Source organism: Kitasatospora sp. NPDC058406 (genome assembly GCF_042722765.1).
In the GTDB taxonomy this organism is placed as follows: Bacteria; Actinomycetota; Actinomycetes; order Streptomycetales; family Streptomycetaceae; genus Kitasatospora.
Map to the genome: position 1 here is coordinate 1 of NZ_JBHXKE010000248.1, position 12,909 is coordinate 12,909.

Below are 12,909 nucleotides of genomic sequence, written 5' to 3' on the forward strand. Positions count from 1 at the left end.
GATCCGGGCGGGCCGCCGCCGTTCACGGCGTGGTGGACGTTCGCCGGGCCCGGACCTCACGGGGGTTGAGATCCGGCCCCGGCTTCCGGCAGTCAGCCGTCGTGTCGAACAGCCTCGACCCGACGACGCCGGAGCACCATGCCGGCCCAGCCGACGCCGACGGCGGCGGCACCGGCGAGCAGCAGCGGGCCGGTGGCCGAGCCGCCGCCCACCGCGGCACTGTTGGTCGGGACGACCGCGCCGGCCGGCTCGTTGGCGTTGCCGCCGTGCCCGTGGTGGGCCACGGTGGACTTGCCCAGGCCGGCGGAGATCTGCTCCTCGCTCGGCGCGGCCGGGGCCTGCGCGGTGAGCGCGGTGGTCCCGCCGGTCACCGCCGCCTTGCCGAAGTCGATGTCGGAGCAGCTGTAGAACGCCTCGGGGCTGTCGGTCCGCTGCCACACCATGTACAGCAGCTGGCGGCCGGTGCGCTGCGGCAGGGTCCCGCTGTAGTTGTAGTAGCCGTTGTCGGAGGTCCGGCTGGTCGGGACCTGGGCGACGGGGAGGGCGTCGAGGTCCGACCACTTCAGCGGCTTGGTCGGGTCCCAGCTCTGCTTGGTGATGTAGATGGTCTGGTTGCCCTGGTGCGCGGCGGTGACCCGGAACTTGAAGTCGACCTTGCCGGGGGTGACCGCGCTGGCCGGCCAGTCGGCGCGCGGCAGGTCCAGCGCCTTGTACTTGTCGCGGTTGGCGGAGCACAGCTTGCCGTCCGGGATGATGGCCTGGTGGCGGCCGTCCGCGTTGGCGATGTTGACCTCGTTCCAGTCGTACAGCGGCTGGGTGCCGCTCAGGGAGACGAGGTCCTTGCAGATCTGCGACTTGGGGGTCTCGGGGCCCTCCGCGTAGCAGGCCGCGATCCGGCTGACCGGGTTGGTGACGGTGCCGTGAGCGCCGGCGGTGCCGATGCCGGTGACCGAGACGGTGAGGACGGCGGCGCCGATGACGCCGACGGACATGGCGGTTCGCTTCATGGACATGGGGTGGGGACTCCTTGACCGTGTTCCCGGGTCGAAGATGTGGGGGAGTGCCGGACACGTCTGTCCGAGGGGCCCGCCGACCCGGCGCGCCGGCCCCTGAGCTGAGCGTATGATTGGACTAGACCAGCTGGCAATAGGCCGTTCTGAGCCACTTTTTGACGGACTGTAGCCCTGCGAACAGCACAAAGGCCCGATCGGATGCCGGAGTTAGGCATCCCATCGGGCCCTCTTAAGGTGCGGCCAAGGTTCGGCGGCCGGGCCGCGGGTCAGGGGTCGGTTCGTCCGATGGTGACCGAGCCCGCGGTGCCCGCCTGGATGACGCTGCCCTGCACCGTCCCGCCGCTGATCGCGATGTTCAACGAGCCGGTCGCGGGCTTCGGCAGCCTCGGCCCGAACTCCTCCAGGAGGGCTTCGAGTTCCCGGGCCGCAGCGGGGTTCTCGTGGAGCGCCTCACGGAGCCGGGCGCGCCAGCCGCCGGTCAGGTCCTCGACCGCCCGGGTGTCGCCGGCCTCCTGCGCGCGGGTGACGGCCGCCCTGGAACGTTCCAGTGCGGCCTCCTCCGCCTCGTCGCCCTCGCCGCGTCCCAGCCACGAGCCGAAGCGCGAACGGGCCTGCGTCCAGAACTCGGTGGCCATCAGCCCGACCAGCGTGCTGGCGCCGGCCGTCACCAACTGCACGACTTCCGCTTCCACGGTCTCCCCCTCCGTCGGCGTGGTCCTCGCATCCGCTCCACGGTAGTGGAACCGGGCCCGCGCGCGAGGCGGAACCGTGCAGCTCAGGAACCCTGCGGCGGGGGTTTCGCCGCCGGGAGGACGCCCCGTGCGACCCCCGCGCCGCACGTGCCCCGCACGACCCGGGAGCCGCGCGTCGCGGTCCGTGCGGGGCGCGTGCGGTCCGTCCGGTCCGGGGACCGGACGGGGTTCAGAGGAAGGTCTGCCGCTCGCCCCGGTAGGTCGGCACGGTGCGCACCACCGCGTCCCCCTCGACCAGGTGCAACTCGGCGAACCGCTCGCACAGTTCGCCCGCCTTGGCGTGCCGGAACCAGACGCGGTCGCCGATCAGCAGGTCGTCGGCGGCCGAGCCGAGCAACGGGGTCTGCACCTCCCCGGCCCCTTCCATCGGGTCGTACCGCAGCCCCGGCGGCAGGTACGGCACGGGGGAGCGGTCAGGGCCGGCCGCGCCCGACGCCGGATAGCCGCCGCCGAGGACCGTCACCACACCGACCCCGGGCCGGCGCACCACCGGCTGGCCGAAAAGGGCGGCGGGCCGCCCCTGGAACGACCGGTAGTTGTCGAACAACCGGGGCTGGTACAGCCCGGAGCCGGCCGCCACCTCGGTCACCGCGCGCTCCGCCGCCGTCGACTCGACGCTCCCGGTGCCGCCGCCGTTGACGAACTCCAGCTCGGCGACCCGGCGCAGCAGCCGGACCGCCTCCGCCCGCCGCCCGGCCAGCTCGGTCCGCGCCCTGGTCTGCATCACCCGGACCAGCCGTGAGCGCACCGGGTGCCCGGGCACCGCGTCCCCCACCCCGGCCACGTGCCCCTCGTACGCCATCAGCCCGACCACCCGGAAGCCCCGGCGGCGCTGGACCAGCTCGGCGAAGGCCGCGAGGTCCCCGGGGGCGCGCAGCGGGGAGCGCCGGGCGCCGACCCGGACCCGCCCGCCGAGCAGGTGCAGCGCGGTGTCGAGTTCCAGGCAGACCCGGACCTCGGCGGTGCCCGCCCGGGCCGCGTCGACCAGGTCCAGCTGGGCCGGGTCGTCCAGCAGGACGGTGACGGCGGCGGCGAGCTCCGGGTCGGCGGTCAGCTCGGCGAAGCCGGCGCGGTCGGTGGAGGGGTAGGCCAGGAGGATGTCGCGCAGGCCCGAGCGGGCCAGCCAGAGCGACTCGGCGAGGGTGAAGCTCATCACCCCGGCGAAGCCGTCCGTGGCCAGGGCCCGTTCCAGCAGGGCCCGGCAGCGCACCGACTTGCTGGCCACCCGGATCGGCTTGCCCGCCGCGCGGCGCACCAGGTCGGCGGCGTTGGCGTCGAACGCGGCCAGGTCGACGACGGCCACCGGGCCGTCCAGGTGGGCGGTGGCCCGGTCGTACCGGGCGCGGTCGGCCGCCGGGGAGGAGGTCGCGGCGGCGCGGGCAGCAGCTTCGAGGGTGGCCATGGGCGCAGAGTGCCACACCTCACTACCGGCCGGTAGGGGATGGGCCGGGCGTGTCGGGCCGGGTTCCGGGGACCTTCGGTCCGTGGGCGGGGCCCGCACGGTGGCATAGGGTCGGCCGGGTGGACCGCAAGAACATCCCCAACCCCGGATTCGCCGCCGACGACGGCGCCGCAGACCCGGCCCTGGCCGCCGCGCTCGCCCGCTGGTCGCAGGACCGCACGGCCGAGCCGGAGGTGCTCGCGGCGCTCGCGCCCACCCGGCTGATGGTGCCGATCGTGGCGATCCTCGGCGAGGTCGAGCTGGACGAGCACGGGCACCGGCACGAGAAGACCAGCGACATGGCCGTCCCCGTGGTCGAGGCCGCCGACGGCCGTCGCGCCCTGCCGGCCTTCACCTCGCTGGAGACCCTGGCCCGCTGGCGCGCGGACGCCCGCCCGGCGCCGGTGGCGGCCCCGCAGGCCGCGATGGTCGCGTTCTCCGAGCGCGCCGACACCCTGCTGGTCGACCCGGCCGGACCGGTCGCCTTCCGGCTGTCCGGCGCCCGGCTGCGCGCGCTGGCCGAGAACCGGCCCTACCTGCCGCCGGTGGCCGATCCCGAGGTGCGGGAGGCGGTGCGGGCGCTGCTGGCCGCGGAGCCCGCCGTGGTGCGCGGCCTGCTGGCGCCCTACCAGGACGCGGACGGTCTGCTCGCGGTGGTGCTGGACGAGGGGCTGGAGCGTGAGGCGGTCCAGGAGGCTGCTCAGCGGATCGGGCGGGCGGTCAGCGAGGACCCGGTGCTGCGGGTCCGGCTCGACCGGGGCCTGAGCCTGGCGGTGCTGCCCGCGGACGCCGGGCTGCCGGGGGAGCCGCTCTACCGGCGGTAGCCGCCGGGGTGCGGACCGGGAGGGCGGGCGCCGACGGGCCGCCCGGTGAGGTCCGCGGGAGCTGGCCGGAGCCCCGACGGGCGCGGCCGCGGCGGCCGCCCGGCCGGAATCAGCACGGGGGAAAAGCACGAGGTCCCCCCGGAACGTGGTTCCGGGGAGACCCCTGAGGTGCCGCCGCTCGGCGCGGCGGACCGGATGCTCAGGCGTAGACCGGCCCGGTGAACTTCTCGCCGGGGCCGGAGCCGGGCGCGTCCGGGACGACCGAGGCCTCGCGGAAGGCGAGCTGGAGCGAGCGCAGGCCGTCCCGCAGCGGCGCCGCGTGGAAGTTGCTGATCTCCGGGGCGCCGGCGGTGACCAGCCCGGCCAGCGCGGTGATCAGCTTGCGGGCCTCGTCGAGGTCCTTGTCCTTCTCGCCGCCCTCGGCGAGACCGCACTTGACCGCGGCGGCACTCATCAGGTGCACCGCGACGGTGGTGATCACCTCGACGGCGGGGACCTCGGCGATGTCCCGGGTGAGGTCGTCGAAGCCGATCGCCTCGTCGTCCGCGGCGGGGTTCTGGGTGGGCTCGCTGCTCAAGGGGGGCTCGTTCCGTCGTGCCGGTCTCCGTACAGAGGGAGCGTACAAGGGGTGGCGCGGAGGGGCGGAATGGCCTTCGGCCCCGGGGCGCTGTATGCTTCGAGACTGACCGGCCAGGCGTTCTCACGGATGTCCGGCCAGCAAGTGGAGGCTCCACTTCAGGAGGCCCGAGAGGGCAACCGCGAAAGTCTCCCACCCGATCGACCTCCGGGTCGACGGGTCCCGGTCCGCGACGGGCGCCCAGTGTGCCGACGTCGCCGCAGCGCCCCTCACCGGGCGTCGCCCCCGGTTGTGTGGAGCCCCGCTTGTACCGAGCGGGGCTTTTTTCGTGTCGCGGTGTGGTTGCCCTCCAGGGCTTCGGCCCACAGCGCAGCACGAATGAAGCCCCGCCCAGTGGTCGAGTCCACTACGTGCGACCGCCGCCCGACGGCCGCATCGCAGAAGTTGTGCAACCGAGGAGGCCCCATCAGCACCGAGCCCCGCATCAACGACCGGATTCGCGTCCCCGAGGTGCGACTCGTCGGTCCCAGCGGCGAGCAGGTCGGCATCGTGCCGCTTGCCAAGGCGCTGGAGCTCGCGCAGGAGTACGACCTCGACCTGGTCGAGGTCGCGGCGACCGCCCGGCCGCCGGTGTGCAAGCTCATGGACTACGGCAAGTTCAAGTACGAGTCGGCCATGAAGGCCCGTGAGGCGCGCAAGAACCAGGCGCACACGGTCATCAAGGAGATGAAGCTCCGGCCGAAGATCGACCCGCACGACTATGACACCAAGAAGGGTCACGTCGTTCGGTTCCTCAAGCAGGGCGACAAGGTCAAGATCACGATCATGTTCCGTGGTCGTGAGCAGTCCCGTCCCGAGCTGGGCTTCCGGCTGCTTCAGCGACTCGCCGACGACGTCCAGGACCTGGGCTTCATCGAGTCCTCGCCGAAGCAGGACGGCCGTAACATGATCATGGTTCTCGGCCCGCACAAGAAGAAGACCGAAGCGATGGCCGAGGCCCGCGCGATCGCGGACGCCCGCAAGGCCGAGCGTCAGGGCCGCAACACCGGCCCCGACGCCGCCGAGGCCGACGACGACGCAGCGCTTGAGGCAGAGAACGCCGCCGCCGAGGCGGAGGCCGACGAGATCGACGAGGCCGACGAGGCCGACGAGTCCGACGTCGAGGCCGCCACCGAGGTCGAGCAGCCGGCCGAGGCCTCCCAGGGCGCCTGACCCTTCACGGGCCAGAGCAGTCCGGGAGACCGGCCACCACGGAGACGGGGCGCCCGCCCGGTCACCGCAGATCCATCCTTCACGCCCGCGCGGCGCACACCGCGCGGGCGTGGACGGACCGACGAGGAGATACGGCGAAATGCCGAAGCAGAAGACGCACAGTGGCGCCAGCAAGCGCTTCAAGATCAGTGGCTCTGGCAAGGTGCTGCGCGAGCGCGCCGGCCGCCGCCACCTCCTGGAGCACAAGCCCTCGACGCTGACCCGCAAGCTGGCCGGCACCGTCGAGCTGGCCCCCGCCGACGCCAAGAAGATCAAGAAGCTTCTCGGCAAGTGATCGCCCTCCCGCCCGGTGCGAGCCGTGTGCGGGGCAGCTGATCCTTCCCGACCCATTCGAATGACGGACCACGTGAAGTAGTCCGTGGTCCAATCCAAGGAGTAATCAAGTGGCACGCGTCAAGCGGGCAGTCAACGCCCACAAGAAGCGCCGGGTCATCCTGGAGCGCGCCAGCGGCTACCGCGGCCAGCGCTCGCGCCTGTACCGCAAGGCCAAGGAGCAGGTCACCCACTCGCTGGTCTACAACTTCAACGACCGCAAGAAGCGCAAGGGCGACTTCCGTCAGCTGTGGATCCAGCGCATCAACGCTGCGGCCCGTGCCAACGGCATCACCTACAACCGCTTCGTGCAGGGCCTGAAGGCCGCCAGCGTCGAGATCGACCGCAAGATGCTGGCCGACCTCGCCGTCAACGACCCGGGCGCGTTCGCCACGCTGGTCGAGGTGGCCCAGAAGGCGCTGCCGGCCGACGTGAACGCCCCGAAGGCCGCCGCCGACGCCGCCTGATCTTCCTGGATCAGTCGAGTTGAGCTGACCGGACCCGCAGGCTCGATCCTGCGGGTCCGGTTTTGCGTTCCGACCGCCACCGGTCCGCACCGAGCACCGGCGGGCTGCGCGCGCCGGCGGTCCGCGCGGACCGACGGTCCCTGTCGCCCGCCCGCCACCGGTCCGCACAGAGTCCGCACCAGAGACGAGATCATGCCGAGCACCGAGACCCCCCTGCTGACCTCCCTGCGCTCTCCCCGCGTGGTCGCCGCCCGGCGGCTCGCCAAGCGGAACCAGCGCGGCAAGGAACGCCGCTTCCTCGCCGAGGGCCCGCAGGCCGTCCGCGAGGCGATCGCGTTCGGGCGGCTGCCGGACTCGGGCGAGCACGCCGTCGTCGAGGTGTACGTCACCCCGGAGGCCGCCGAGCGGCACGCCGGCATCGTCGACGCCGCCCTCGCCGAGGACCTGCCGGTGCTCACCGCCACCGACGAGGTCGTCGCCGGGATCTGCGACACCGTGACCCCGCAGGGCATCGTCGCGCTCTGCCGGTTCATCGACACGCCGTTCGCCGACGTGCTCGCCGCCCGCCCGAAGCTCGTCGCGGTGCTCGCGCACGTCCGCGACCCCGGGAACGCCGGCACCGTGCTGCGCACCGCCGACGCGGCCGGCGCGGACGCCGTGGTGCTCACCGACGCCTCGGTGGACCTGTACAACCCGAAGGCCGTCCGGGCCTCGGTCGGCAGCCTGTTCCACCTGCCGGTCGCGGTCGGCGTGCCGGTCGAGGAGGCGATCGGTCGCCTGCGCGAGGCCGGCGTCCGGGTGCTCGCCGCCGACGGCGCGGGGGAGCGCGACCTCGACCGGGAGCTCGACGAGGGCACCCTGGGCGCGCCCGGCGCATGGGTGTTCGGCAACGAGGCGTGGGGGCTCCCGGAGGAGACCCGCGCACTCGCCGACGAGGTGGTGCGCGTGCCGATCCACGGACACGCCGAGAGCCTCAACCTGGCCACCGCCGCCGCCGTGTGCCTCTACGCCTCCGCCCGGGCCCAGCGCTCGCCCGGCGGGTGCCGCGCGGTGGGGTAGCCGCCCCCTCAAGTCGTCGCGGACCCTATGACCGGGCGCTGCGAGACGCTAGGGTCTGCCTCGGTGGGGGGAAAGACACGGTGGGTAATCGGGGAGGACACCCATGGTCGGCAGCGGGCCAGAGCTCGACCCGGACGACCTGCCGGACGGCCTGGTGGTCGCCGACGCCCTGGGCCGGGTGGTCTGTTTCAACCGCGCCGCCGCCCGGCTCACCGGTATCCGCCCGCAGGCCGCCCTCGGCAGCGTGCTGGAGGACGCCCTCCCGCTGGAGGACCTCGACGGCCGCCGCTGGTGGCAGCTGACCGACCCGTACGGCGGCCTGGCGATCCGCACCAGCCAGCCGGAGCGCAACCTGCTGCTGCCCGGCGGCCGCGAGGTGCTGGTCTCCGCCCGGTACGTCCGCGCGCTGCCGCAGGGGCCGGTGCAGCGGCTGGTGATCGCCCTGCGCGGCACCGAGGCGCGCCGCCGCACCGAACGCAGCCACGCCGAGCTGATCGCCACCGTCGCGCACGAGCTGCGCTCGCCGCTGACCAGCGTCAAGGGGTTCACCGCCACGCTGCTGGCCAAGTGGGAACGGTTCACCGACGGGCAGAAGCGGCTGATGCTGGAGACCGTGGACGCCGACGCCGACCGGGTCACCCGGCTGATCGCCGAACTGCTGGACATCTCCCGGATCGACGCCGGCCGGCTGGAGCTGCGCAAGCAGGTGGTCGACCTGACCGCCGCCGTCCGCCGCCACGTCGAGCGGAAGGTGGCCACCGGCATCCCCGAGGACCGCTTCGACATCCGCGTCGCCGAGTCCCTGACCGTCCTGTGGGCGGACCCGGACAAGGTCGACCAGGTCCTGGCGAACCTGCTCGAAAATGCCGTGCGCCACGGCGAGGGGACTGTCACCATCGAGGTGGCACCGGCCAAGGAGGTCGTCGAGGCACCCGTGTGGGAGCGCTCCGGCACCCCGCCCCGCATCGTGGAAGGCACAGCGGTCACCGTGAGCGACGAAGGCAGCGGCATCCCCGAGGACTCGATGCCGCGCGTCTTCACCCGCTTCTGGCGCGGCTCCAAGCGCGGCGGCACGGGCCTGGGCCTCTACATCGTCAAGGGCATCGTCGAGGCCCACGGCGGCTCGATCCGGGTCGACCGCGCGCCCGGCGGCGGCGCCCGGTTCCGATTTATCCTGCCCTCCGGGGTGCCCGACTTCATGCTCTGACCGAGCTTGGACGACCAGCGGAGCACGCTGGGAGCGGCCCCCGGACGGGCTTCACGGCAGCTGCGCTACGCGCTGCGACTACACTCGACCCTTGGCGTTGTGGGACGCCCTGCGCGGTGGCGCCGCGGACACCCCTCCTCCCCGTACGGAGATCCTCCCGGATCGTCCTGCACGGAGGACGGGCCTGCCCGTGGCCCGGCCACGTCGGGCGTGACGCGATGGGACCCTCCTGCCCGCTGGCGGGACAGGAGGGAGCGAGCCCCCCTTACCTGAGCACGGACGAGCAGGAGCACGGGAAAGATAGAGATGTCGGCACCCAACAAGTCGTACGACCCGGTCGAGGTCGAGGCCCTCAAGCCCGAGGTGGTGGAGGCGGCCCGGAGCGAGGCGCTCGCCGCGTTCGCCGCCGCCACCAGCCTGGACGAGCTGAAGCAGGCCAAGGTCGCCCACACCGGCGACCGTTCCGCGCTCTCCCTCGCCAACCGCGAGATCGGCGCCCTGCCCCCGCACGCCAAGGCCGCCGCCGGCAAGCTGATCGGCCAGGCCCGGGGCGCCGTCAACCAGGCGCTCGCCAAGCGGCAGACCGAGCTGGAGGCGGAGCGCGACGCCCGCGTGCTGGTCGAGGAGGCGGTGGACGTCACGCTGCCGTACGACCGCGCCCCGCGCGGCGCCCGGCACCCGCTGACCACGCTGGCCGAGCGTATCGAGGACACCTTCGTCGCGATGGGCTACCAGGTCGCCGAGGGCCCCGAGGTCGAGGCCGAGTGGCTCAACTTCGACGCGCTCAACCTGGGCCCGGACCACCCGGCGCGCTCCATGCAGGACACCTTCTTCGTGCAGGCCCCGGACGGCTCCGCCGACTCCGGCGTGGTGCTGCGCACCCAGACCTCCCCGGTCCAGGCGCGCACCATGCTCGACCGCGAGCCCCCCGTGTACGTCGTCTGCCCCGGCCGGGTCTACCGGACCGACGAGCTGGACGCGACCCACACGCCGGTCTTCCGCCAGGTCGAGGGTCTGGCCGTCGACGAGGGCATCACCTTCGCCGACCTCAAGGGCACCATCGAGCAGCTGGTCTCGACCCTGATCGGCGACGGCCTGGAGCTGCGCTGGCGGCCCTCGTACTTCCCGTTCACCGAGCCGAGCGCGGAGATCGACCTCCAGTGCTTCGTCTGCCGCGGCGAGTCGGTGGGCAACCCCGACAGGCCCTGCCGGACCTGCGGCTCCGAGGGCTGGATCGAGCTCGGCGGCTGCGGCGTCGTCAACCCCCGGGTGCTGGTCGCCTGCGGGATCGACCCCAACCGCTACAGCGGGTTCGCCTTCGGCCTGGGCCTGGAGCGGATCCTGATGAACCGTCACAACGTCGCCGACATGCGCGACATGGTCGAGGGTGACGTGCGTTTCACCCTCCCGTTCGGGATGGAGATCTGATGCGCGTCCCGCTTTCCTGGCTGCGCGAGTACGTCGACCTGCCGGCCGGCGAGACCGGCCGTGACGTGGCCGAGCGCCTGGTCCGGGCCGGCCTGGAGGTCGAGACCGTCGAGCAGATCGGCGCCGACCTCAAGGGCCCGCTGGTGGTCGGCGAGGTGCTCTCCATCGAGGAGCTGTCCGGCTTCAAGAAGCCGATCCGGCACTGCTTCGTGAACGTCGGCGACGCCAACGGCACCGGCGCCCCGCAGGAGATCGTCTGCGGCGCGACCAACTTCGCCGTCGGCGACAAGGTCGTCGTGGTGCTCCCGGGCGCCGTGCTTCCCGGCCCGTTCCCGATCGCCGCCCGCCAGACCTACGGCCACACCTCGGCCGGCATGATCTGCTCCGCCCGCGAGCTGGGCATGGGCGACGACCACAACGGCATCATCGTGCTCCCGCCCGAGTTCGAGCCCGGCACCGACGCCGTCGAGCTGCTCCAGCTCGTCGACGAGGTGCTCGACATCGCCGTCACCCCGGACCGCGGCTACTGCCTCTCGCTGCGCGGCGTGGCCCGCGAGGCCGCCGCCGCGTACGGGCTGCCGCTGGCCGACCCGGCGCTGCTCGACGTGCCGCCGGCGAACTCCTTCGGCTACCTCGTGAAGGTCGCCGACCCGGTCGGCTGCGACCGGTTCGTGGCGCGCACCGTGATCGGCCTCGACCCCGCCGCCAAGTCCCCGCTCTGGCTCCAGCGCCGGCTGCAGAAGGCGGGCATCCGCCCGATCTCGCTGGCCGTCGACATCACCAACTACGTGATGCTGGAGGTCGGCCAGCCGCTGCACGCCTACGACAAGCAGCGCGTCGACGGCCCGATCACGGTCCGCCGGGCGGAGCAGGGCGAGACCCTCACCACGCTGGACGGCGTCAAGCGCACGCTGTCCGCCGAGGACCTGCTGATCTGCGACAACAGCGGCCCGATCGGCCTCGCCGGCGTCATGGGCGGCGCCTCCACCGAGATCCTCGACCCGGCCGCGGGGCCGGGCACCACCGAGGTGATCATCGAGGCGGCGCACTTCGACCCGGTCGTCATCGCCCGCGGCGCCAAGCGGCACAAGCTGCCCTCCGAGGCGTCCAAGCGCTTCGAGCGCGGCGTCGACCCGGAGGCCGCCCGCGCCGCCGCGCAGCGCGCGGTCGACCTGCTGGTGCTGATCGCCGGCGGCACCGCGGAGGCCGGTGTCACCGACATCGCCGCCCCGCACCCGGTGCGCACCATCACCATCGCCGCCGATCTGCCCGACCGGGTGGCCGGCACCGCGTACGGCCGCGAGACCGTCACCCGGCGCCTCCAGGAGATCGGCTGCTCGGTCGCCGGCGCCGACGTGCTGGAGGTCACCCCGCCGACCTGGCGTCCCGACCTCACCGACCCGTACGACCTCGCCGAGGAGGTCATCCGCCTGGAGGGGTACGACAACGTGCCCGCGCGGATGCCCACCGTGCCGCCGGGCAAGGGCCTGACCGAGGCCCAGCGGATCCACCGCCGGGTCGGCGTGGCGCTGGCCGCCGCCGGCTACGTCGAGGTCAACAACTACCCGTTCGTCGGCGAGGCCGCCTTCGAGGCGCTCGGCCTGGAGAAGGACGACCGCCGCCGCCGTACGGTCAAGCTGGTCAACCCGCTCAACGACGAGGAGCCGGCGCTGCGCACCACGCTGCTGCCGGGCCTCCTCGGGGCGCTGCGCCGCAACGTCGGCCGCGGCAACACCGACCTGGCGGTCTTCGAGACCGGCACCGTCTTCCTGCCCAAGGACGAGCTGTCCGTCGCGCCGCGCCCGGCCGTCGACCGCCGTCCGAGTGACGAGGAACTGGCCGCGCTGGACGCCGCGCTGCCGCACCAGCCGCGCCGGGTCGCCGTCGCGCTGGCCGGCGAGCGGCTGCCGTCCGGCTGGTGGGGCAAGGGCGCCGGGGCGTCCTGGGCGGACGCCGTCGAGGCGGCCCGCACGGTGGCCCGCGCCGCCGGCGTCGAGCTGGCCGTGCGCCAGGGCCGGCTGCTGCCCTGGCACCCGGGCCGCTGCGCCGAGCTGGTCGTCGCCGGCACCGACCGGGTGGTCGGCCACGCCGGTGAGCTGCACCCGCGCGCCGTCAAGGCGCTGGGTCTGCCGGAGCGGACCGCGGCGATGGAGCTCGACCTCGACCTGCTGACCGCCGACGGCGCCGAGCGGGTCTCCGGCCCGGCGGTCTCCGGCTTCCCGGTGGCCACCCAGGACGTCGCGCTGATCGTCGACACCGCCGTGCCGGCCGCCGAGGTGGAGGCCGCGCTGCGTTCGGGCGCCGGGGACCTGCTGGAGGCCCTCCGGCTGTTCGACGTCTTCACCGGCGAGCAGGTCGGCGAGGGCAAGAAGTCCCTGGCGTACGCGCTGCGGTTCCGTGCCGCGGACCGGACGCTGACCGCCGAGGAGGCGACCGCCGCCCGCGAGGCGGCCGTCGCCGAGGCCGTCGCCCGCACCGGAGCGGTGCTGCGCGGCGCCTGATCCGCGCCTGATCCGCGCAACCGGTGAAGGGCCCCGGCCCGGACGTTCCTCCGTCC

Annotated in this window: 12 protein-coding genes; 8 read left to right on the forward strand and 4 right to left on the reverse strand. The window is 73.6% G+C overall.

What is annotated here, in order from left to right; translation table 11 throughout:
- Positions 1-92 precede the first annotated feature (92 nt).
- The 3 genes from ACFWOG_RS33700 to ACFWOG_RS33710 form a co-directional block, all read right to left on the reverse strand.
- The gene (locus tag ACFWOG_RS33700; RefSeq protein ID WP_329949793.1) at positions 93-1,013 is read right to left on the reverse strand and encodes a lytic polysaccharide monooxygenase; all 921 of its coding nucleotides are present in this window, start codon (positions 1,011-1,013) and stop codon (positions 93-95) included.
- 266 nt (positions 1,014-1,279) lie between these two features.
- Positions 1,280-1,705, reverse strand: coding sequence for a hypothetical protein (locus ACFWOG_RS33705; protein WP_329949794.1), 426 nt, complete (start codon positions 1,703-1,705; stop codon positions 1,280-1,282).
- Positions 1,706-1,934: 229 nt separating this feature from the next.
- On the reverse strand, positions 1,935-3,167 hold the full coding sequence (locus tag ACFWOG_RS33710) for an amino acid deaminase/aldolase (protein WP_380363012.1): 1,233 nt from the start codon (positions 3,165-3,167) through the stop codon (positions 1,935-1,937).
- A 119-nt stretch (positions 3,168-3,286) separates the two neighbouring features.
- Here ACFWOG_RS33710 and ACFWOG_RS33715 point away from each other — a divergent pair, with 119 nt between their 5' ends.
- Entirely contained in the window at positions 3,287-4,030 is a 744-nt protein-coding gene (locus tag ACFWOG_RS33715) for an SseB family protein (RefSeq protein WP_380363014.1), read from the forward strand.
- Between the two features lie 199 nt (positions 4,031-4,229).
- Here the strand turns inward: ACFWOG_RS33715 and ACFWOG_RS33720 are convergent, their stop codons facing one another.
- On the reverse strand, positions 4,230-4,607 hold the full coding sequence (locus ACFWOG_RS33720; RefSeq protein ID WP_329882326.1) for a DUF1844 domain-containing protein: 378 nt from the start codon (positions 4,605-4,607) through the stop codon (positions 4,230-4,232).
- 444 nt (positions 4,608-5,051) lie between these two features.
- On the opposite strand from ACFWOG_RS33720, the gene infC reads away from it, so the two are divergent.
- The 7 genes from infC to pheT all read left to right on the forward strand — a co-directional run bounded on the left by infC (position 5,052) and on the right by pheT (position 12,853).
- A complete protein-coding gene (infC, locus tag ACFWOG_RS33725; RefSeq protein WP_380363016.1) occupies positions 5,052-5,819 on the forward strand; it encodes a translation initiation factor IF-3 in 768 nt (255 codons plus the stop codon).
- A 139-nt stretch (positions 5,820-5,958) separates the two neighbouring features.
- The gene (rpmI, locus tag ACFWOG_RS33730) at positions 5,959-6,153 is read left to right on the forward strand and encodes a 50S ribosomal protein L35 (protein ID WP_030055648.1); all 195 of its coding nucleotides are present in this window, start codon (positions 5,959-5,961) and stop codon (positions 6,151-6,153) included.
- Between the two features lie 109 nt (positions 6,154-6,262).
- A complete protein-coding gene (gene rplT, locus ACFWOG_RS33735) occupies positions 6,263-6,658 on the forward strand; it encodes a 50S ribosomal protein L20 (protein ID WP_327675850.1) in 396 nt (131 codons plus the stop codon).
- 192 nt (positions 6,659-6,850) lie between these two features.
- Positions 6,851-7,717, forward strand: coding sequence for an RNA methyltransferase (locus tag ACFWOG_RS33740; RefSeq protein WP_329882320.1), 867 nt, complete (start codon positions 6,851-6,853; stop codon positions 7,715-7,717).
- Between the two features lie 103 nt (positions 7,718-7,820).
- Positions 7,821-8,924 carry an ATP-binding protein gene (locus ACFWOG_RS33745; protein ID WP_329949798.1) on the forward strand — a complete coding sequence of 368 codons (1,104 nt, stop codon included), beginning with the start codon at positions 7,821-7,823 and terminating at the stop codon, positions 8,922-8,924.
- A gap of 306 nt (positions 8,925-9,230) precedes the next feature.
- Positions 9,231-10,352 carry a phenylalanine--tRNA ligase subunit alpha gene (gene pheS / locus ACFWOG_RS33750; RefSeq protein WP_329882318.1) on the forward strand — a complete coding sequence of 374 codons (1,122 nt, stop codon included), beginning with the start codon at positions 9,231-9,233 and terminating at the stop codon, positions 10,350-10,352.
- Positions 10,352-12,853 (forward strand): phenylalanine--tRNA ligase subunit beta, encoded by a 2,502-nt coding sequence (gene pheT / locus ACFWOG_RS33755; RefSeq protein WP_380363020.1) that lies wholly within the window; start codon positions 10,352-10,354, stop codon positions 12,851-12,853. The genes pheS and pheT overlap by 1 nt, the downstream gene beginning before the upstream one ends.
- The last annotated feature ends 56 nt before the right edge of the window (positions 12,854-12,909 follow it).